The organism is uncultured Mucilaginibacter sp. (genome assembly GCF_903913935.1).
Lineage (GTDB): Bacteria > Bacteroidota > Bacteroidia > Sphingobacteriales > Sphingobacteriaceae > Mucilaginibacter.
The window spans coordinates 1-20,604 of sequence record NZ_CAIWNH010000125.1 but is presented as its reverse complement, the minus strand read 5'-3'; the positions used below and the strand labels follow the sequence as shown (position 1 = coordinate 20,604).

The 20,604-nt window shown below is 44.4% G+C and carries 18 protein-coding genes; 5 read left to right on the top strand and 13 right to left on the bottom strand.

Going from position 1 to position 20,604, the window contains the following annotated elements; all coding sequences use genetic code 11:
- From QZY09_RS04705 to QZY09_RS04680, 6 genes are all read right to left on the bottom strand, one after another.
- On the bottom strand, positions 1-695 hold a 695-nt coding region (locus tag QZY09_RS04705; RefSeq protein WP_295668819.1), incomplete at its 3' end, for a hypothetical protein.
- Positions 696-786: 91 nt separating this feature from the next.
- Positions 787-999: a DUF2892 domain-containing protein gene (locus QZY09_RS04700; protein WP_295668816.1), complete on the bottom strand. Its 213-nt coding sequence runs from the start codon at positions 997-999 to the stop codon at positions 787-789.
- 10 nt (positions 1,000-1,009) lie between these two features.
- The gene (locus tag QZY09_RS04695; RefSeq protein WP_295668813.1) at positions 1,010-1,315 is read right to left on the bottom strand and encodes a hypothetical protein; all 306 of its coding nucleotides are present in this window, start codon (positions 1,313-1,315) and stop codon (positions 1,010-1,012) included.
- Between the two features lie 11 nt (positions 1,316-1,326).
- The gene (locus tag QZY09_RS04690; protein ID WP_295668810.1) at positions 1,327-4,539 is read right to left on the bottom strand and encodes an efflux RND transporter permease subunit; all 3,213 of its coding nucleotides are present in this window, start codon (positions 4,537-4,539) and stop codon (positions 1,327-1,329) included.
- Positions 4,540-4,545: 6 nt separating this feature from the next.
- The gene (locus QZY09_RS04685; protein WP_295668808.1) at positions 4,546-5,655 is read right to left on the bottom strand and encodes an efflux RND transporter periplasmic adaptor subunit; all 1,110 of its coding nucleotides are present in this window, start codon (positions 5,653-5,655) and stop codon (positions 4,546-4,548) included.
- Positions 5,656-5,666: 11 nt separating this feature from the next.
- Positions 5,667-7,007 (bottom strand): TolC family protein, encoded by a 1,341-nt coding sequence (locus QZY09_RS04680; protein WP_295668806.1) that lies wholly within the window; start codon positions 7,005-7,007, stop codon positions 5,667-5,669.
- Between the two features lie 293 nt (positions 7,008-7,300).
- Here QZY09_RS04680 and QZY09_RS04675 point away from each other — a divergent pair, with 293 nt between their 5' ends.
- Positions 7,301-8,314, top strand: coding sequence for a dipeptide epimerase (locus QZY09_RS04675; protein ID WP_295668805.1), 1,014 nt, complete (start codon positions 7,301-7,303; stop codon positions 8,312-8,314).
- Between the two features lie 126 nt (positions 8,315-8,440).
- On the opposite strand, the gene QZY09_RS04670 is transcribed toward QZY09_RS04675, so the two are convergent.
- The gene (locus QZY09_RS04670) at positions 8,441-9,697 is read right to left on the bottom strand and encodes an aminotransferase class I/II-fold pyridoxal phosphate-dependent enzyme (protein ID WP_295668803.1); all 1,257 of its coding nucleotides are present in this window, start codon (positions 9,695-9,697) and stop codon (positions 8,441-8,443) included.
- Positions 9,698-9,916: 219 nt separating this feature from the next.
- On the opposite strand from QZY09_RS04670, the gene efp reads away from it, so the two are divergent.
- The gene (gene efp, locus QZY09_RS04665; RefSeq protein WP_295668799.1) at positions 9,917-10,480 is read left to right on the top strand and encodes an elongation factor P; all 564 of its coding nucleotides are present in this window, start codon (positions 9,917-9,919) and stop codon (positions 10,478-10,480) included.
- 85 nt (positions 10,481-10,565) lie between these two features.
- On the opposite strand, the gene QZY09_RS04660 is transcribed toward efp, so the two are convergent.
- Positions 10,566-11,576 (bottom strand): DUF3078 domain-containing protein, encoded by a 1,011-nt coding sequence (locus QZY09_RS04660; RefSeq protein ID WP_295668796.1) that lies wholly within the window; start codon positions 11,574-11,576, stop codon positions 10,566-10,568.
- Between the two features lie 188 nt (positions 11,577-11,764).
- On the opposite strand from QZY09_RS04660, the gene QZY09_RS04655 reads away from it, so the two are divergent.
- A complete protein-coding gene (locus tag QZY09_RS04655; RefSeq protein ID WP_295668794.1) occupies positions 11,765-13,984 on the top strand; it encodes a DUF5916 domain-containing protein in 2,220 nt (739 codons plus the stop codon).
- 125 nt (positions 13,985-14,109) lie between these two features.
- Here the strand turns inward: QZY09_RS04655 and hisS are convergent, their stop codons facing one another.
- Both hisS and QZY09_RS04645 read right to left on the bottom strand, forming a co-directional pair.
- Entirely contained in the window at positions 14,110-15,696 is a 1,587-nt protein-coding gene (gene hisS, locus QZY09_RS04650; RefSeq protein ID WP_295668791.1) for a histidine--tRNA ligase, read from the bottom strand.
- 589 nt (positions 15,697-16,285) lie between these two features.
- Positions 16,286-17,071 (bottom strand): O-methyltransferase, encoded by a 786-nt coding sequence (locus QZY09_RS04645; protein ID WP_295668787.1) that lies wholly within the window; start codon positions 17,069-17,071, stop codon positions 16,286-16,288.
- A gap of 44 nt (positions 17,072-17,115) precedes the next feature.
- On the opposite strand from QZY09_RS04645, the gene QZY09_RS04640 reads away from it, so the two are divergent.
- Entirely contained in the window at positions 17,116-17,973 is an 858-nt protein-coding gene (locus QZY09_RS04640; RefSeq protein WP_295668784.1) for a transglutaminase-like domain-containing protein, read from the top strand.
- Between the two features lie 64 nt (positions 17,974-18,037).
- On the opposite strand, the gene QZY09_RS04635 is transcribed toward QZY09_RS04640, so the two are convergent.
- The gene (locus QZY09_RS04635) at positions 18,038-18,448 is read right to left on the bottom strand and encodes a hypothetical protein (protein ID WP_295668781.1); all 411 of its coding nucleotides are present in this window, start codon (positions 18,446-18,448) and stop codon (positions 18,038-18,040) included.
- 150 nt (positions 18,449-18,598) lie between these two features.
- On the opposite strand from QZY09_RS04635, the gene QZY09_RS04630 reads away from it, so the two are divergent.
- Positions 18,599-18,799 carry a YtxH domain-containing protein gene (locus tag QZY09_RS04630; RefSeq protein WP_295668779.1) on the top strand — a complete coding sequence of 67 codons (201 nt, stop codon included), beginning with the start codon at positions 18,599-18,601 and terminating at the stop codon, positions 18,797-18,799.
- On the opposite strand, the gene QZY09_RS04625 is transcribed toward QZY09_RS04630, so the two are convergent.
- Both QZY09_RS04625 and QZY09_RS04620 read right to left on the bottom strand, forming a co-directional pair.
- Complete coding sequence (locus QZY09_RS04625; protein WP_295668776.1) at positions 18,796-20,058, bottom strand: HAMP domain-containing sensor histidine kinase; 1,263 nt, start codon at positions 20,056-20,058, stop codon at positions 18,796-18,798. The genes QZY09_RS04630 and QZY09_RS04625 overlap by 4 nt on opposite strands.
- Before the next feature lie 3 nt (positions 20,059-20,061).
- Positions 20,062-20,604, bottom strand: a 543-nt coding sequence (locus tag QZY09_RS04620) for a response regulator transcription factor (RefSeq protein WP_295668773.1), incomplete at its 5' end; no start/stop codon positions are given.

Sequence of the window (20,604 nt, the reverse complement as noted above, 5' to 3'; positions counted from 1 at the left end):
TCCTCAAACTTGATAGTGTGCAATAGCGCGTCTCCTATTTTTTCAACGGTCTCGGTATGGAACCTTCTATTGGAGCCGTTATCCTTCAAACAAATGATCAACCCAAAGTCTTTTATCCTTAATGAAAACGTTAAAGTATTGATCTCATCACGATAATAGAATTCTTCTATATCATTGTCAACTTTAAATAGAAAAATACTATAAGGCTTAAAGCCATCAAAGATTACCGATAAATTTAAGCTTTGCAGCATCAAATGCAGGTTGGTAAACTTATGGATAATGGCCTGCGAAATATTAAACTCTTCGCCCTGCGCGTGCTGCTGTTTAATGCCCGATTGGATCTCGTTAAAGATCACCCCATAAAGCATTTTGCCTGCCCATTGAAATAACTTCAAATCATCCAGCGCGTTTACAGCTTCATAACCGATATCAAATGCCGCTGCAATCTCGGCTTCCAGTGGCTCCAAAAAAACTTCATTTACATCGGCCTTGCAAGGGACCTTCAGATCCTTGTAAGTGATCATGTTTTCGTCAAGCATTTTCAGGGGCTGGTCCTCCAGTTTGTAACGGCTCATCAGCCATTGCGGAAAAACCTGGATCTTTTCCTCTGCAGAAGTTAAAGCCTCCCCTGTTAAAAAACAATTGCGGTTGCTAAAGTTGAAAGTGCTGAACGGGTTATAAATTTGTGCCGGCATGTGGCAAAGATACACATACCGATGACTTGTTATGTCGCGGTAAAATCAAAAAACAGTCTCACCAACTACTTGAAACCAGCTTACCCTTTGGTTAATTAGCTGCTTCAATGGAGTTTTTCTGTCCACCAACACCAAATGCTATCAATATTTTTTCAAGGGGACAAAAATTAGTAAAGGCCGATTGCAATAAATTGGCGCCAACAAAAATGCCGAGCCACATCCAGTTAATATCGACAAAAACAGCTAAAGCAAAGCTTGCTAAAATTAACGTGCCGGCTACGGCGTGGACAATTCTATTTATCATTTTTTTTTGTTTAAATGAACTTTTCGACAGGAAGCATAAACGCCCTTATCGGAAAATCGGGTTGATTTGTTTCGTTATAATTATTAAACAGCTCCAGGCCGCGCTCCGCATTTTCGTCAGCGGTAAAGCTGAAGACCATCAGGCTGTCAAATTTCTCGTCGCCCCTGGCAAACCACTCTTCGGCTATATTAAAAGTTTGGTTGTTTTTAAATCCCACCAGGTCGGTCGCGCTAAATACGTTAATGTTGGCCTGTTTAAATATTTTATAAACATCATTCTTGCATTCCTTCACGCAGGTAACTATTAATAGTTTCATATTTTATCGGTTTATTTTTGTTCAGGATACTTTTTTCTCATCATTTTATAATACAGCAAAGGCACTACCAGCAGGGTTAAGAAAGTGGAGGTGATGGTACCGCCCATTAACGAAATGGCCAGCCCCTGGAAGATCGGGTCGAACAAAATAATTACCGCGCCCAGGGCTACCGCGCCTGCGGTTAATAATATGGGCGTGGTACGCACCGCGCCTGCTTCAATAATGGATTGTTTTAAGGGGATGCCTTCCCGTAAGCGGATATTGATAAAATCAATCAGCAGTACCGAATTACGCACCATTACCCCAGCCAGCGCGATGAAACCTATCATACTGGTAGCCGTAAAATAAGCCCCCAGCATCCAGTGGCCCAATATAATCCCCACCAGCGATAAAGGGATAGCGGCCAGCATAACCAAGGGCACCGTGAAGTTCTGGAACCAGCCCACAATGAGGATATAGATCATCAGGATAACCACTGCGAAGGCGATACCCAGGTCACGGAATACCTCGAAAGTGATCTGCCACTCGCCATCCCATTTCAGGCTGTAATTATCTTCCATTACCGGCTGGTGGGTATATTCTTCTGTTAAAGTAAAGCTCTTGGGAACTTTAACACGCTTCAAATGATCTGACACATCTGATATCGCGTACGAAGGGCTTTCCAAATTGCCGGCCATATCAGCCAGTACATAAACCACTTCTTTTTGATTTTTGCGGTAGATGCTTTTCTGGCGCACCTGTTTGGCAACAGTTACCAGGTCCTTTATTGGCACCGTATTGCCCTGCATATTGGCTATCTTCAAATCAAGGATATCATCCAGGCTTGATTTATCGGCATCGCTCAGTTGCAGTTTAATAGCAGTTTGTGCATACGAAGCAAGTTCCGATAAATTGCCAACCGGCATACCTGACAAAGCGGCGTTTACTGTTGCTGCTACCTGCGCGGTGGCGATGCCATAACGCATCGCTTTATCTTTATTTACTTCGATATGGTACTCGGGCTGGTCGGCTTCAACCATCCAGTCAACATCCACCACATCAGGGGTTTTATTAAACAGATCTTTTACCTGTTTGGCAATTTTTATTTGCTGTTGATAATCCGGGCCGTAAACTTCGGCTACCAGGGTTGACAGCACCGGCGGACCCGGCGGAACTTCCACAATTTTAACATTGGCATTGTATTTTTTGGCGATGGCCTGTATTGGGCCACGCATTTGTTTGGCGATGGCATGGCTTTGCAGGCTGCGGTCTTTTTTATCAACCAGGTTCACCTGTATATCGGCCACATTATCCCCACGGCGCAAGTCGTAGTGCCTTACCAGCCCGTTAAAGCTGATGGGTGCCGAAGTACCGATATAAGATTCATAATTCACCACCAGCGGCTGCCGCGAAACATAGTCGGCGATGTCTTTGGTCACCGCCTGGGTTTTCTCCAGCGTTGTGCCCGCTGGCATATCCACCACCACCTGGAACTCGTTCTTGTTATCAAAAGGCAGCATTTTTACCGCCACGGCCTTGGTATAAAACATGGATAACGAAGCGAACAGAACTACCACGATGCTCAAAATAAAGGTCCAGCGTTTCCAGCGGGTCTCCAGCATAGGCTTAATAAAGGCGCTGTAGATTTTATAAATACCGGTTTGTTCAAGCGAACGTGGTTTGGTTTCTTCGTGGCCGACACCCTTCTTTTCCTTTTCCCGAAGGAAAATATAGCCCAGGTAAGGTGTAAGCGTTAAAGCTACGATCAGCGACAGCATCATGGCGATGGATGCCCCGATAGGCATCGGGCTCATGTAAGGCCCCATCATGCCCGAAACAAAGGCCATTGGCAATACGGCTGCAATAACCGTAAAGGTTGCCAGGATGGTGGGGTTGCCTACCTCGTTAATGGCATAAATAGCGGCCTGCAGCGGAGGCAGCTTCTTCATTTTAAAATGCCGGTGCATGTTTTCGGCAATAATGATGGAATCATCCACTACGATCCCCGTAATAAACACCAGCGCGAACAGGGTGATGCGGTTGAGTGTATAGTGCATAAAATAATACGCAAACAAGGTAAGCGCAAAGGTTACCGGTACCGATAAAAATACCACCAGCCCGCCGCGCCAACCCATAGCCAGCATTACAAATACCGTAACTACCACAATGGCAATAAACAGGTGGAACAGCAATTCAGATACCTTATCGGATGCGGTTTCACCATAGTTGCGGGTAACGCTTAAATGCACATCATTAGGCAGCAGGTCTTTTTTTAGCAGCTCCACTTTTTTAAGGATCTGTTCAGATAGCTGCATGGCATCGGCCCCCTTTTTCTTGGCGACAGACAGCGTTACCGCCGGGTAATTTGACCTGAATACTTTGACATTTGCAGCATCGGCTTTGCCGTAACCAAATAACACGTATTGGTTTGGCGATTCAGCACCCTCTTCCACTTTGGCAATTTGTTTTAAATAAACAGGCTGCTGCTGGTTGGTGCCCACAATCAGGTTGGCCACATCATCCGCAGTTGCTAAAAAGTTGCCGGTCTCTACTGAAAATGCGGTATCCCTTTGCAGCAATTCGCCGCCCTGCAGCTGCATATTGCCACCTTGTATCATTTTGCTTACCGATAAAAAGTCAACATGGTTTTCGGCCATCTTATTCTTATCCAGCAATACCTTTATCTCGGTATTGCGGCCACCGATAATGCTGACATCCGATACATCATTGATCTTTTTAATTTCGCCTGTCAGCTCCTGCCCAATTTGTTTCAGCTGGTAATCGCTGTATTTATCGCTCCATAGGGTAAGGCCCAAAACGGGCACATCATCAATAGCGCGTGTTTTTATCATGGGCAGGGTAACGCCCTGCGGCATTTTATCCATGTTTTTCATTAGCTCGCTGTATAGCTTTACCAATGAACGCTCTACATCTTCGCCTACATAAAACTGTACGATGATCATCGCCTGCCCCTTCATCGAGGTGGAGTAAACATACTCTACCCCTTTTACGTTCGAGATGATCTTCTCCATCGGCGCGGATACTTTCGTTTCCACATCCTTTGGCTCAGCACCCGGATAGCCAATAAAAATATCGGCCATCGGCACTTGTATCTGCGGCTCTTCTTCCCTCGGAATTAAAAATGTGCTGTAGCCGCCTATCAGTAAAAAGGCGATCATCAGCAATATGGTTAATTTCGACTGGATAAAAGCCTTTGCTATATTTCCTGCAAATCCGTTCTTCATCGCTGTTTATTTAATTTTTACGGGTTCGCCATTAAACAATTTGCCATCGGCGCTTACTATAAACTGCTCGTCAGCAGCGAGGCCGCTCAGCACTTCAACCTTATCGCCATAAACTTTACCCAGGCGCACCCATCTTAGCATGGCGGTGTTGTTGTTGCCGATAGTGTATAAACCTGTCAGTTCATCCTTATGCTCAATACTGGCAAGCGGCACCATTACCTGGTCGCTGCCGGCGGTTGTTTGTGCGTTTTGTTTTACCGGGATGCCTACATTGGTATACATACCCGCGTAAAGGCCGGTTTTTTCATCATCGGGGATGGTAACTTTGATGATGTATTGCCCACCGGTGTAGGCTGAACTCTGGTTTACCTGTGCTATGGTGCCCTTAATGGTTTTGTTGATCGCTGAAATGCTGATCAATGCCGTGCCGCCCTGCTTTACCTGCCCGACGGCGCTTTCAGGAACGGAAGCGCTTACCTGGTAGCTGCCTTTGCGCTCAATAGTTAAAATGGGCATCCCGGGGTTGGCCATGCTGCCGGCATCCAATGTTTTTTGGGTAACTATACCATCAAAAGGCGCGGTTAAACTGGTATAACTCAGCATCGCGGTAGCTTCATTACGCATTTGCCTGGCTGATTCAAGGCCCGCTTTTGCGGCGCTAAGTTGCATGGCTATGTTATCCATCTCTTTAGCTGACGCGCTTTGCTGCTGGTATAGCACGGTAAAGCGGTCGTAATCCTTTTGCGCATTTTTATAGGCGGTTTCGGCCTGTGCTATTTGTGCATCAGCCTGGGCCCTTTTGGCCCTGATATCGTCATTGCCGATGGTGCCCAGCAACTGGCCCTTATTGACATGGTCGCCAATTTTTACATCCAGTTTGGTAATGTAGCCCATTACCCGGGTGCTTATCGTGGCCGATTGCGATGCTTCCACCTGCCCGCTTACATTGATGCTTTGCGCCTGGCCGGCCGATGGTACGGCTACGCTTACCCTGATGGCCGAATCGGCATTTACAGCGGTCTCGTTTTTCTGCTTTGATGAACAGGAACTAAGAATGACGATACCAATACCGGTTAACAATTGTACGGCCCTGTTTAAATTTATTGTTTTGCTCATGGTTGAGTAAATTACTTTGTGGTTGATGAGGTTAATAATTGTATGTAAGCGCGGGTAAGGTTCAGGCTGAACTGTGCCTGCGCCAGTGCGAATTTTTGCTGCGATAGTTGTGTTTGCGCCATCAGGATATCGGTGGTGTTTACCAAACCCTGCTGGTAGCGGTTTTGTAAGATCCTTAAGGCTTCCGCTGCATGCTCAATGGCGGCTTTATCCTGCCTTATTTCAAATTGGGCATCTGACTGGTCGCGGTAAGCTTTATTCAGCTCCAGTTGGCCCTGGTCTTTTTGCTGTGCCAGTTGTTCGCTTAGTTTATCGCGCTCCAGCTTTTGGGTGGCGATGGTATTTTTGGTTTTATTGCCCTTAAACACATCCCATGATAGTTGCGCGCCCACAAAGTAAGCGTTGGCGCCAAAACCGGTTAAGCTGTTATCGTTATATTGAAAATTACCGAAGGCGTTCAGTTTGGGCAGGTAACTCATCCTGCTCGATTTAATCATCAGGTCCGATGCTTCAATAGCTTTTTGCATCGCCATAAAATCAGCCCGGCCGGGGGCTATCTTTTGGGCGGTATCCGCATTGCCGGCAATCTCCTGCTGGGCGTCTATTTTATAGGTTACGCCCGCCTTTTGGCCCATCAGTACGCTCAAATTGTCGCTGGCGTTGCGGATGTTGCTTTGGGCTTTTTCCAGGTTGCTTTGCACGGTCGTAACCTGCACCTGCGCATTTAACAGGTCCGATTTCTGGATCAGCCCCTGCTTGTAATGGTTATCCGTAAACCCGTAAACCGATTGCGCCGTATTTGCGGCCTCGTTTAAAACACTAACCGCATCATAAGCCAGCTGCAGTTGCAGGTAAGCCTTTTGCACCTCGAAGATCATATACTCTTTGGTGCGCTGTGTTTTATACTGGTAAACTTCGGTTTGCTTTTGGGCGCCTTTGCGCATATACAGCATATCCATATTCAAAATGGGCTGCTGTACCTCCAGCTTGGCGTTAAAATCGGCAGTGCCGTTGGGATGGTTCAGCAACTGCGGGTTAAAATCATTTGCGGCGATAGAACGCTGCTGCAATTTAAACCCGAAGGCGTTCAACGGGTCATTAGTGCCCATGGCAGTGTAGGATACCCCCACCTGCGGCAAAAACACCGCTTCCGTGGTTTTGTAATTTGATGCGGCGATGTTTTCATCCAGTTTGGCCAGCTGTATGGCATGGTTATTATTTAAGGTAGCCGATATGGCATCGGTTAAGCTTAAGGTTTTAACGCTGTCCTGTGCCGAAACCCTGCCGCCAAACACGCAGGCAATAATGGACCCTGCTATTGCCATCGATATAAAATAAGTTTTGCTGCTCATTAATATTTAATTTGATGCAAAAGTACCGGAGCAAAAAATGGCAAATAGTAACATTTGTTACCGTGGAGGGATTTAAAAGCGCTGGAATCTTTTTAGGAACAAGTTATACCTATTGAAAAAGTAAAACAGACCGATTCAAACCTGCCTTGCTATGCCGGCATTGCGCAAACGCCACCCGGAAATATAATCCAAAAAATTAACCGGTACGGTACATGAACAGACTGTTTGCCCGCAACCCTTGGTTCAACATTTTTTTCCAACAAGTCCTATAAACTTTTAGCTTTGAATTTAACATGAAACTGACTTACCAACCCTTCGAACTCCTGCTGCGGCACACTTTTACCATCGCCAAATTTTCGCGAACATCGACCCCTGTAATGCTGTTAAAAGTAGAACACGGGGGCCAAACGGGCTATGGCGAAGCATCGATGGTACCATACATGGGCGAGAGTTACGAAAGCGCCGACGCATTTTTAAAAAAAGCTGATGCCGCACAGTTTAAATATCCCTTTGATTTTGAGGCGATCATTGCCTACCTGGACAGCATCGCGCCCGGCAACCCGGCCATAAAAGCCGGTATCGATATCGCCCTGCACGATTTGGATGGCAAGCTGCAACAAAAACCCTGCTGGCAAATTTCAGGCAGCGATCCTGCAAAAATGCCATTAACCAGCTTTACCATAGGTATTGATACCCGCGAAGTAATCGTGCGAAAAGTAAAGGAGAACCCGGATTGCAAGATCATTAAAGTAAAACTGGGCCGCGACAGTGACAAAGAACTCATCAGAACCATCCGCTCGGTAACCGACTTGCCGCTATTTGTAGACGCCAACCAGGGCTGGACCGATTTAGAACAAAGCCTGGATATGTGCCACTGGCTGCATGAACAGGGTGTTTTACTGATAGAGCAACCCATGTTAAAAACCGACCCCGATAGTAATGCATGGCTCACCGAGCGCAGCCCTATCCCGCTTATCGGCGATGAATCTGTACAGCGTTTGCCGGATGTGGAAAAGGCCAAAGATATTTACCATGGCATTAATATAAAGCTAATGAAATCTGCAGGAATGTATGAGGCGCACCAAATGATCTTAAAAGCAAGAGAACTGGATTTAAAAGTGATGATCGGCTGCATGAGTGAAACCAGCTGTGCTACCCTCGCCGCAGCCGCCCTGGCCCCGCAATGCGATTGGGCCGATTTGGACGGGCCGTTTTTAACGAGCAATAACCCCTATCAATTGCCGGAGTTTGTTGAGGGGAAATGGGTGTTAAATAATGAACCGGGTTTGGGGTTAAAAAATAATTAACACGAATTGAGTTGACACGAATTTCACGAATGGGAACGAATTCTCACGGATGGGAACGAATTCTCACGAATGAAAAATAGTATTTCGGGGCAATACCCGCATTAACACTAATCACTCAAATCACGGCTATTTCAACTTCAACAAAGCTTCTTTGATCCTCGGCGCCAATTGTTCAATTTCACTTAATGTACTTGCTCCTACTGATGCCCTGAACCAGTTGACATCCTCACCTGTACCAAATGCCGAGAAGGGAACAAAGGCCACCTTCGCTTCCTTGATAAGATAAAAGTTGATATCGGTAGCCGTTTTCAGCAGTTTACCGTCAGGGGTAGTTTTTCCGGTATAGTCTATTTTTAGGGTAAGGTAAATCGCGCCCATGGGCTCAATGGCATCCACATTAAATCCTTCAGCTTTTAGTTTTTGAAAGCCTTCGTAAAGCGCGGTTAAGCTTTTTTGTATGTTAATTTTTAAAGCGGATAGATAGGTGTTTACCGCGTTATCGTCTTTTAAAAAGTTAGCCATGGCAACCTGCTCTGCTTTTGGCGCCCAGGCGCCCATGTGGCCAACGATGGATTTCATGTGGTTAACCACATGCGCCGGACCGAAGCCCCAGCCTACACGAACACCTGTTGAAGCAAAGCATTTCGAGGCACCGTCAACAAAGATGGTTACGTCCTTCAGTTCAGGGCGCAGGCTTACCGGGTCATAATGGCGGTGCTGGCCAAAGGTAAGTTGCGAGTAAATCTGATCATATAAAATATACAGCGGTTTCTCGCCGGGTTGGCGCGTTTTGTTTTCGGCAATTACCAGGTCGCAAATTTCCTCCAGGTCCTTTTTGCTGAACATGGTACCCGTCGGGTTAAGCGGCGAACACAGTGCCAGCATCGTAGCACCTTTAATAAACGGGCGGAGTTCCTCTGCCGTAGGCATAAAGTTATTTCCAGGCGTGGTTTGAATGATGACCGCTTTGGCGCGTGTAAGGTCGCAATAATGGTTATTGTTCCATGATGGCGCCGGGAAAACCACTTTATCGCCGGGATCAACAATTGCCATAAATATCGAATAGATCAATGGCCTTGATCCTCCGGTGATCAGGATCTGGTTTGGGGCGTAATCAAAATTAAACCTGCTTTTCAAAAATGCTGATACACTTTCGCGCAGGTTGAGCATACCATCTGCAGGCGGATAGTTGGTCTGGTTATGATCATACGCATCAACAATACCCAGCTTCAGGCCTTCCGGAATGGGGTAAATATTGGAGTCGAAATCGCCAATCGTTAAATTAGCTATGTTTTGGCCCTGGCGCTTTAATTCGTTTATCTCTCCTGCAATTTTTATTATTTCGGACCCATGCAGATTTTGGGCCAATACAGATACGCTCATTTCTAGGTGTGCAAATAGTGGATGTGCAAATGTACTTTTTTGAGGTGAAAGGAGAAAGGTAAAAGGAGAAAGCTTTTAACAAGGTAATGGCAGAAAAATAATATCCAATATTTATTACAAACCTTTAACCTTTCGCCTTTAACCCTTTACCTATCTCACCCTCTTGTTTCTTTGGCGTTAAGTGCCTAATTTTGCACCTCGATTATATATTTTACCCATATGGCTAAGGCATCCGAATTAAAAAATGGCAACTTTATCCGGTTTAACGGCGAGTTGTTACAGGTTGAAGAATTTTTACACCGCACTCCCGGTAATTTACGCGCATTTTACCAGGCGCGCATGCGTAACGTTAAAAGCGGCAAACTGGTTGAATACCGTTTCCGTACGGATGAAGAAGTAACGATCGCCCGGGTTGAAACCAGCGACTACCAATACTTATATGACGACGGCTCCTCGCTGGTAGTAATGGACAATGCTACCTATGATCAGCACAATATCCCAAAAGCATTATTTGGCCCGGCTGTAAAGTTCCTGAAAGAAGGGATGAACGTGATAGTGGCCTTTGAAAGCGATGAACCCATTATGGGCCAGGTGCCCGGATCGGCTGAACTGGAAGTAACGTACACCGAACCTGCTGTTAAAGGCGACACCAGCAGTGGTGCAATGAAAAATGCCACCCTTGAAACAGGTGCTGAAATAAAAGTGCCCTTATTTATCAATATCGGCGACAGGATCAAGGTTGATACCGGCACCAGCGCCTATGTTGAGCGGGCGAAAGGATAAGATCAACGCTCTAAAAACAAAAACCCGGTCAGTTTAAAAGCTCACCGGGTTTTTGTTTGTTATGCCTTATGATGCAAATGGTGCTTTACGGAAATTTATAAAGCATACCCAGCGCCAGCCCTTCTGTTCCCTGTATTGCAGTCGAGGTGTTTTTATCGTAAAGGATAGTGGTATTTACGGTCATGGCTATCAGGCGCGTAACTTTTGCGGTTAACGTTGCATCAAGCCTATGGCTGGTATAGGCCAGTGGCTGGATGTATGGAATAAAAACAGCGTACCTGGCATTGATATGGACGTTTTTTGAAAGGTCCTTATCCAGCTGCGCTACTACCTGTACGGCCAATTCATTATAAACGGTATGGTCAATTGGCACACCGTAATTACCCGCCTGGTTATGATAAATGGTGGTATCCAGCACAAAAGTTTGCCTTGCTGTACCGGTACCCAGCCTTAGGTCGAAATATTTAACCGGCTTATATTCAAACCCCAATGATTCTGTAAGGTAACCCGGCGACATAAAATCTGATATCAGGTATGGATTTTGCGCATTTGAACCATCGGGATTGGTGTAGTTGTACCCTGCGGAAAATTGTGATTCAAAGGTTAGCGATCCAAAAAAGAACCATTTTTTTGATAATTGGGTTGCAACCTTATTATCGAAAAATATGCGGTCATTTGTTTTCCGCGAGCCCTGTCCTTTGTTTTTGGAAACACCGTAAACTAAATTTGTTTCGGATGCAAAGTCAAATGGCTTTTTATTATATTCCGTTTTAAAATCTAAATTCGACCCTAGTGCAATGGCACTTATACCACCCGCGCTGTAATTATTGGTGAACGATGACTGGCTGAAATTAAGCCCGAAGATCAAGGATTTATGCCAATAGTTTATTTTATAATCAAGCAAATTCACTGGCATCTGGCTGGGCTGTATCTTAATCGGCCTTAATATATTGGGCAGCGCGTTATGGCCCGGGTCAACACGGTATTTATTGAGTTGATTGGTATCTGATTTAAGGGAGTCGGTATTTTGGGCTTTTGCAGAGATAATAACGCCAAATAACAACAAAAAGAAAACCCCGGAAACGGTTTTTAGCATAGCGGGTATTTAAAATTTAAGCTGAAAGCAACACACATATTCAGTTACTTTAACACTTCAGCCGCAAATTTATTATATATCTATTAAAAATATTGCTTTTAGTTTGTAAAAATACCATACGATTTCGGTAAGCCAGGCATTCCTGAATTAAGTTTTTTTTATACTTTTAGCCTCCTGTTGCCAATTATATGATTAAAAAATTACCGTTCCTGTTATTGTTTATTTCGTCATACGCTTTTGCACAGGATGCGGATTTTTTTAAACCTGATTCTATCCGGAAAACCGTCAAAGCGGTAAAAATATCAACCAATATAAAAGTTGACGGATGGTTGGATGAACCTGAATGGCTTTTAGCACCCGCGTCTCCTGATTTTATACAAATAGAGCCATACCAGGGCAAAGCGCCCAATTTTGCCACCATGGTTAAGGTTTTATATAACCAGAGATACCTTTATTTTGGCATTACCTGTAAAGATCCGCTGGGCAAAAAAGCAATTATGGCGTCGGATTTTGTACGGGATTTTGACTATACCCGGCACGACCTGGTAAACCTGTCAATCGATGCTTTTAATGATAAAAGGAACGCTATGGTTTTCGCCACCAATGCTTACGGCGTACAGCGCGACCTGCTTTCTTTCGACGATCTTTATTACGATATCGATTGGAACGGGCTTTGGGCCGTCCGTACCAACCGCACCTATTCGGGATGGACAGCCGAAATCGCGATTCCCTGGAAAACATTGCGGTACCCTAAAAGTGCAGATACCACACAAAGCTGGGGTTTTAATGTTTACCGTAACAGGCGTTACACCAACGAGGTTACCGCCTTGTCGCCCTTCCCTCGCGTGTTCTCCGCCACCCATATGGACTACGCCGGTGTATTAACCAATTTACAACCGCCGCCACCAGCCACCAATATACAGGTTGACCCGTATTTTTTAACCTCTTACGATCATTATACCAATTTTGGCAGCACGCAACCGGTACATGCCTCGAGTATTAAAGTGGGGGGTGATTTAAAATGGGCCATCAATTCAAACTCAGTGCTCGACCTTACCGCACATACTGATTTTGCCCAGGCCGATGCCGACATACAGGTCAATAACATTACGCGTTTTTCGGTTTTCTTCCCCGAAAAACGACAGTTTTTCCTTGAAAACGCGTCGTTATTTGGCATGCAGGTTAACATGGCGCTTGACGGATCGGGCGGCAGCATGAATTATCAACCATTTTTTAGCCGGAGCATTGGTTTGGATACAGCCGGCAACCCGATCCCTATTGTAGCTGGCGGGCGCTTTGTTTACCGCTCATCCAAATTGAATTATGGCGCCATCGCCATCAGGCAGCAGGGAGCGAATGATATGCCCGGCACAAATTTTTTCGTTAGCCGCGTATCCGAAAACTTTGGCAGCCAGGACCGCATCGGCGCCATGGTCAGCATTAAAAATCAGCCATCAGGGTCAAATATCGAAACAACCGTTGATGGTTTTTTCCGCCTGGGCGAATCAAACTCAATAAACACTCTGCTCACCCAGTCAACCACCACCAATACCGGGCAAAAAGGCTTTGGAGGCATCATGCAGTATTATAACTCCAACAATCATTATAAAATTTGGTGGACGGAATCGGTGGTCACCAAAAACTTTGACCCGCAAATGGGCTTTGTATCCCGCAAAGATGTCATCGGTACCACGCCGGGCATGAACTATTATTATCGCGGAAGGTTACTGCCTTTTAAAAGCATACTGCTTGCGCTGGAGCCCGGGTTCCTGCCTGAGTTATATTATACTGCCTCTACCGGCAAATTTGCTGAAATGGACCTGTCGTTTTTTCCTGTATGGCTAAACTTTAAGAGCGGCGCATTTTTGGGCTGGGGAATAACACCCGTCAGGCAACATTTAACAGATGTTTTTCAACCATTAGGGGTAAGCATAGCCCCAGGGGATTACAGCTACCAGATGCAGTCAATTTATGCGAGCACCGACCCCTCAAAAATACTAAACCTTAATTTTATTTATCAAACCGGATCGTATTTTAATGGGCATTTAAATTCAGGCGATTGGAAATTGCAGTTTGCGCCCGTTCCCTACGTTTCTTTTTTGGGCGAATACAGCCGCAACCATTTTGAGGGAGTGGGCGAAAATAAGACAACCACCAATGTAAACCTTTATGTTTTGCGCGCCCGCTTTGCGCTAAACCCGCGCGTACAGCTTACCGGTATTTACCAGCGAAATTCGTTAAACAGCGCCGATAATTATAACATCCGACTTTCGTGGGAGTTTCTGCCGTTATCCTATGTTTACCTCATTTATAACCGGGGCGTAACCAATATGATTAACAACATGGTTATCCAAACCCAAACCGAGGATCATATTATAGCCAAGATCAGCTACCTGCAGCAGTTTTAATTTTGAATGATCCGGGAGTACTGAAAAGACAGCCTGTGTGCTTTCTGTGAAAACTCCGCGCCCTCCGTGGTAAAACTTTAACCGCAAAGTGCACAGAGGAGGCACAAAGATCACGGAGAAAGACTTTAAAGCTTCCCTTTGGCTGCTATAATTTGCTCAACAGTCCGTTTTTCCTGAACACCGGTTTCCATATTTTTCAGGGTGAGCAGGCCGCTTTCAATTTCTTCGCTGCCGATAATAATTACATAGGGGATGTTTTTACCGTTGGCATAATCAAGTTGTTTTTTAAGCTTGGCCCCCGCAGGGTAAAGTTCCGCGCTAACGCCCTGTTTCCGCAATTCCTGTATGATCGGAAAACCGAACTTCTCGCCCTCCTGATCAAAGCAACAGATCAGCAATTGGGTGGTTTGCGAGGTTTCGGCCGGGAAAAGGTTCAACTCTTCCATCACATCATAGATCCTGTCCGCGCCAAAAGAAATACCGACACCTGTAAGGCCCTTCAGGCCGAACATGCCGGTAAGATCGTCATACCTGCCGCCGCCGCCGATGCTGCCCATGGCAACTTCGTTGGTTTTTACTTCGAATATGGCACCGGTGTAATAATTTAAGCCGCGGGCAAGGGTAATATCCAGTTCTAAGTTGGCAGTTGTTAGTTGGCAGCTGGCTATATAACTTAATACGGTTTCAATTTCGTCGCAACCTTTTAAACCAGTATCTGAATTGATGAGGGCCAGGCGCAAGCTTTCCAGTTTTTGTTCGTTATTGCCTTCAAGCAAAATAACGGGCTTTATTTTTTCGATATCATCTGCCGAAAAGCCTCTTTCCATTAGCTGTTTAGTCACCCCATCCAGACCGATCTTATCCAGTTTATCAATAGCTACGGTCAGATCGACGATGTTATCGGCCTTATCGATAATCTCTGCTATGCCAGAAAGGATCTTGCGGTTATTAATTTTTATGGTGAAATCTTTTAATCCTAATGCGCTTAAAGCCTCGTCATAAATTAATACAAACTCGGCTTCGTTCAATAGGGAATCAGAACCTACAACATCCGCGTCGCACTGGTAAAACTCCCGGTATCGGCCCTTTTGCGGCCTGTCGGCACGCCAAACCGGCTGCACCTGGAAACGTTTAAAAGGGAAGGTTATTTCGTTTTGGTGCTGTACCACATAGCGGGCAAAGGGAACGGTGAGATCATAACGGAGAGCTTTTTCGGAAATAAAAGATGATAAACTTATCGAATTTAAGCCAATTTCAATTGGCGTAAATTTAGACTTAAGGTGCCTTTGATCGATACCAAAAAGTGCTTGATCAGCCGTTAACTTTCCACTTAGCCATTCTTCCCTTATCTTTTGATACTTATTAGCTAATCCTATAAAAAAATATGATTCATTTTCTCCGCCAGGCACATTTGCAGCCGCATGGGCTCTGCTTATCGCTTGATTTATGACTGTCTCAATCGTATCAAATTCTTGTTTAATTTTAGAAAGATAGTCACCAGACTCCAATACCTTAAATATCAGCTTATCACCCTCGTCGCCATATTTACCGGTTAAGGTCGACAGGTTTTCCATTGTCGGCGTCTCGATCTGCTGATAGCCGTATTTTCGGAAAACACTTTTAATGGTATCAAAAATATAATTGCGCCTTACCATTTCGGTAGGCGAAAAATCGCGGGTGCCTTTAGGTACAGATGGTTTGATGGATGCCATGGGCGCAAAGGTAACACGAATTAAGGATTTTTTGGACGAACAAGTTGAATTGCGTTCAATTCAACTTCTCGTTGCTAATCTATTTGCTTGCTTAGCGTGCACAACCCGCGGAATTTTTGGCTAAAGCCCTGCTTTATTACCTCTTTATCCGTCGGTTAAAACCGATGGCAATAAATTACACACCATATTTATATTCATTGCCGTCCCTTTTAACGCTGCCACATACCCAAATCGTTAAATACAGCCGTTAGGACAATCTGCCCCGGAGGGGCTACCCATTTGTAGAAATAAAAACGCAATGGCTTTGTGCCGCATAACGGCTACCCTTATACAGTAACACCCCGCTGACTTGTCTGCGGGGGGCAGCACCTAACGGAGCTGTCACTTTTATTATTTGACATTTCTACAAAGAGGTAGCACCTACGGCGCATAATACCTTATGAGCACACGGCAGCCTAAAATGAGACAGATACGCAAACAGAAAACCAAGGCTTTAGCCAAAATTTGTGAATTAGCAATAGTTGGATTTACCCCCTCGCATAAAATCGCAATAAAAACCCTTTAGTCCTAAAATCCTACACATCTTAGTTCAGACACGCACCAAAAAATTCTCTTTCACCTGCCCTGGTTTAAAAAACACAAGGCCGATCCAAAAAAGATCAACGGTAACGGTAACCTGCGGATGCGCTTTTATTTCGTTCCAGGCTTCTTTCATCCCCTGGCTCCAGTAAATATCATCAAAAATAAGCAGGGTATTTTCATGCACTTTGGGCAGGCACCATTCAAAATATTTTAGGGTAGCATCCTTTTGGTGATTCCCATCAACAAAAACAAAGTCCAGTTTCTCCAGCTTATTAATTACTCCCGGCAAGGTATTGTCAAAATTCCCGGTAATCAATTCGATGTCCCCGAGCCCGGCTTTTGAAAATGTTTCCCTGGCGATGGTAGCCGTTTCAGGGCACCCTTCCAAAGTTAACACCTTTGCAGCCGGTGCGGCATTTTGCAGGTATAGCGATGTGGTGCCTAAACAGGTGCCTAATTCAATGATGCTGCCTGGTTGCAAATCAGCCGCCAAACGATAAAGCAACTGCGCCAGTTTGGGTGGTTTTAATGCATTTTTTGCGATGTCGGCTATCCTTTTTTGACGGTTATTGTTAACCAGCGACCCAGCACCGAGGTCAGTTATAGTGATGATCCTTTCGTCATTTAAAAGTTGATTTCGCAGGCTTTCAACTTCGGTGTATACTTTTTTGGGTGAAAAATCGTAAATTACCTTATCAATCAATCGGTAAACAAAGGGCGAATGTACGCCATGCCTGGTTTTTGCTTTAAACCGGTGCAGCAGGTATTCTTTAGCGAACCTTAAATTTAACATGGTTGTAAAAGTATAAAAGGTTTAGTATTTTAGCAGTACAGCGCATGATAAATCCAACAGAAGTAAAATCACTGATACGTTTACTGGATGATCCGGACGGGGAGATTTTTGAACATGTGCATGAAAAATTGCTCTCGTTTGGCCCTGAAGTAATCGACTACCTGGAATCAGCATGGGAAGAAGCGTTTGACGCCATTCAGCAGGAGCGTATTGCCAACCTTGTACACGAAATTCAATTTAGTATTGTAAAAAACGACCTGCGCCTTTGGTTCCATGGGGGGGCCTTTGATCTTTTGCAGGGCATCCTGATCATTAACCGCTACCAATACCCTGATCTGGACGAACAAAAAGTAATTAACCAGGTGGAAGCCATCAAACGCGACATCTGGATACACATGATGAATGAAGCCAGCCCGGCCGAACAGGTTAAGCTCATCAATCACGTTTTTTATACTATTTACGGCTTTAGTGGCAATACGGCTAATCACCAGGACCCGCAGAACAGCTATATCAGCCAGGTACTTGAAAGTAAAAAAGGCAACCAGATCTCGCTGGCGATTATTTATGCTATCATTGCCCAAAAATTAGACATCCCGGTTTATGGCGTTAACCTGCCGCAGCATTTTATCCTGGCTTATATGGACGAAACCCTGCAAAGCGAATTTGAAGGCGGCATCTTGTTTTATATCAATGCATTTAATAAGGGCTTTATTTTTGGCCGCAGGGATGTGGATATGTTTTTAAAACAGCTGAATTTAAAATTCGATAAGCAATTTTATGAGCCATGCTCCAATACTGATATTATCAAACGCGTATTGCGCAACCTCATCAGCGCTTACGAGCAATCAGGCTCAACTGAAAAAGTTGCAGAATTGAATGAATTGTTACGAATTGTGGAGTAGGGCTCGCGGCCCCCTAAAGGGGCGTTAAAGTCGGGCATCCGGATATTGTCTTATTATCCCTGTTTTACCGCCAGTAAAAGTGGCTGGCAATAATTGCTGCGGCTACAATACTCAAACACGAGGCGATCATCTTACCGATTGCAAACTTGCTTTTATAGTTAATATAAATGAAGTTGTTGATCTCGGTAACAAAGCTAAATGCCGCAAAACAAATCAATCCTAATTTAATATGCGACCATAAATTACGCGCAATTACGTATTTGGATCCGATCTTCATATAAAACAGCGTAAATAGCGCACCAAATAAAACAGCCAGGAAAATGCTATATAAATAACTTCCGCTACTTTCCTTCTTCCACGTGTCCGGCGTCAGCGCCTGCGATTTATGGAATAAAAATCCGATAATTAACCATTCTATTAAAATATTTGCCAATCCAATGCTGGCGGCCGAAAGGGTAAAGTGAACAGCGGTCATTGTGTTATAAAGTTTAAATAAAGATACTTTTTATTTAAATATCTCATTTACATTGATTTATCATCCGGTGTTGTTTTCCTGACGTTTTCGCGTTTAAATTTTTGGAAAACAATCTTTCAAAATTGTCGTTTATTTTAAAAACGTAAAAGTATGAATTTATTGAAATATATCCTTGCTGGCGCCGCAGTCGGTTTCGGCGTTAACTATATCACCAAAAAAGGTTCAAACGGGCGATCAATTATTGAAGACCTTGCCGACAACCTACCCAATTGGTTTGATGAGGGCAAAAAAGTTGCTGTAGAAACGATTAATGCGATGAATAATTCGGTAAAGTCAAAAACCGGCCTCTAAACAGGCTTAGCAAAGTCAATGCAAAAACAATGCATCCCATTTTTAAAGGTGTATTTTATTTCGCAGTGATACAACGCGCAGATGTTTCTCATTATTGCTAATCCAAGCCCGGTGCCGTCAGAGGTACGCCCTTTATAAAAACGTTCAAAAATAACATCCTGCTGCAATGGGTTGGGGTCGCCTGTATTTTGAAACTGTAGCCGGCTGCCTGAGAGTTCAATTTTTATTGTGCCTGAATTTCTATTGTGCCTGATGGCATTACTGAAAAGATTGTTAATCAGCACATCTATTAAATACCGGCTGCCGTTCATTTCAAGGCCAGCCAGTTCCATGTCGAGTTGAATGTCTTTATTAACGATCATCTCCTGAAACTGCTGGCCTTTCTCAAGTACAACCTTTTTAATATTTAACTTTTCGGTGTCCTGCAATAAATTGTTGTCGATTTTTACCAGCAACAAAAGCGATTGATTTAAACGGGAGAGACGGCTGGCGGCTGAATAAATATCAGTTATTTGGGCAAACTGATCGGGCTGCAATGTTTCATCCTGTATCAGCATATCCAGCTTTGAGGTTATAACCGCCAATGGTGTCATCATTTCGTGCGAAGCGTTTTCAGTAAAAGCCTTTAATCCCTGGTATTCGGTAGTAACCCTTGCCGACATTTTTGCCACGGCGTCGCCCAGGTCTTTAAACTCATCCACGTTAGTTTCAACAGCAGCCACTTTGTTGGTATCGGCAACATTAAACCATTTCACCTGGTCTAAAATACGGTAAAAAGGCCGCCATAAGCCATTTAAAACATACCGGTTGGTAATGATGAGGATGCCCAGCAAAACCGCTGTTAGTGCAAGGGTGATCGCCGAGATGATCTGGATAAGATATTCGGCATCCTCACTTGATTCAATAATAGTAACCACATAGTTTTCGCCATCCGCATTAATCAGCGCCGATACCGCACGACCTGCTTCTACTTTCTTCTCCTTGGTATTTGCATAAGGCGTATCAAAAAATCTGGTACTGTAATGGGTCAGCCTTGTTTTTGCAAATGAGGTTTGGTCTTCATCAAATTCAACCGGCTTAGGCAACCTGTGGTTCAGGTTTACATAATTAACTACTTCTGCGATTTCCTCACTCAGGTTATCATCAAGCTGCTGCCTGGCGATATGGTTGATAATAAGGTAATAAACCAATCCGGAGATGAGCAACACCGAAACACTGATAATAACACTTGCTTTGTTGTAATGGGAAGCTAATTTCATCTATTAAACAAATTTGTAACCAATACCATAAATAGTTGCAAAAAAATCCTTCCCGCTTAGTTCCATTAGTTTTTTTCTGAGGTTTTTTATATGGGTGTAAATAAAATCAAAGCTATCCAGCATATCCATTTCATCACCCCAAAGATGTTCGGCAATGGCATTTTTCGAGATCACCTTTCCCTTGTTGGCTATAAAATAAAGCAGCATATCATACTCTTTCTTAGTCAGCACCATCACCTTGTCATTTACCGTGACATTCCTGCCCGGCAAATCGATATTGATCTCGTTATATGTTAAAATACTATTGCTGCCGAAGGTTTTACGGCGAACGATGGCCATTAGCCTTGCTTTTAACTCGGCCAGGTGAAAAGGTTTGGTAATATAATCATCGGCACCGATGTTGAGGCCCTTTATTTTATCATCCAGCGAGTTTCTGGCCGAGATAATCAATACACATTCATTTTTACCGGATGAGCGCAGGTATTCCAGAACAGCAAATCCATCCCCGTCAGGTAAACCTATATCCAAAAGGATACAATCGTATTC

Bases quoted from the DNA above. Each gene is read 5' to 3' on its own strand.
- QZY09_RS04655 (WP_295668794.1), top strand. From the start codon at position 11,765: ATGATTAAAAAATTACCGTTCCTGTTATTGTTTATTTCGTCATACGCT.
- QZY09_RS04625 (WP_295668776.1), bottom strand. From the start codon at position 20,058: ATGAAATTAGCTTCCCATTACAACAAAGCAAGTGTTATTATCAGTGTT.
- QZY09_RS04695 (WP_295668813.1), bottom strand. From the start codon at position 1,315: ATGAAACTATTAATAGTTACCTGCGTGAAGGAATGCAAGAATGATGTT.
- QZY09_RS04635 (WP_295668781.1), bottom strand. From the start codon at position 18,448: ATGACCGCTGTTCACTTTACCCTTTCGGCCGCCAGCATTGGATTGGCA.
- QZY09_RS04645 (WP_295668787.1), bottom strand. From the start codon at position 17,071: ATGTTAAATTTAAGGTTCGCTAAAGAATACCTGCTGCACCGGTTTAAA.
- QZY09_RS04685 (WP_295668808.1), bottom strand. From the start codon at position 5,655: ATGAGCAAAACAATAAATTTAAACAGGGCCGTACAATTGTTAACCGGT.
- QZY09_RS04675 (WP_295668805.1), top strand. From the start codon at position 7,301: ATGAAACTGACTTACCAACCCTTCGAACTCCTGCTGCGGCACACTTTT.
- QZY09_RS04680 (WP_295668806.1), bottom strand. From the start codon at position 7,007: ATGAGCAGCAAAACTTATTTTATATCGATGGCAATAGCAGGGTCCATT.
- QZY09_RS04660 (WP_295668796.1), bottom strand. From the start codon at position 11,576: ATGCTAAAAACCGTTTCCGGGGTTTTCTTTTTGTTGTTATTTGGCGTT.
- QZY09_RS04690 (WP_295668810.1), bottom strand. From the start codon at position 4,539: ATGAAGAACGGATTTGCAGGAAATATAGCAAAGGCTTTTATCCAGTCG.
- hisS (WP_295668791.1), bottom strand. From the start codon at position 15,696: ATGGCATCCATCAAACCATCTGTACCTAAAGGCACCCGCGATTTTTCG.
- QZY09_RS04640 (WP_295668784.1), top strand. From the start codon at position 17,116: ATGATAAATCCAACAGAAGTAAAATCACTGATACGTTTACTGGATGAT.
- QZY09_RS04700 (WP_295668816.1), bottom strand. From the start codon at position 999: ATGATAAATAGAATTGTCCACGCCGTAGCCGGCACGTTAATTTTAGCA.
- QZY09_RS04670 (WP_295668803.1), bottom strand. From the start codon at position 9,697: ATGAGCGTATCTGTATTGGCCCAAAATCTGCATGGGTCCGAAATAATA.
- QZY09_RS04630 (WP_295668779.1), top strand. From the start codon at position 18,599: ATGAATTTATTGAAATATATCCTTGCTGGCGCCGCAGTCGGTTTCGGC.
- efp (WP_295668799.1), top strand. From the start codon at position 9,917: ATGGCTAAGGCATCCGAATTAAAAAATGGCAACTTTATCCGGTTTAAC.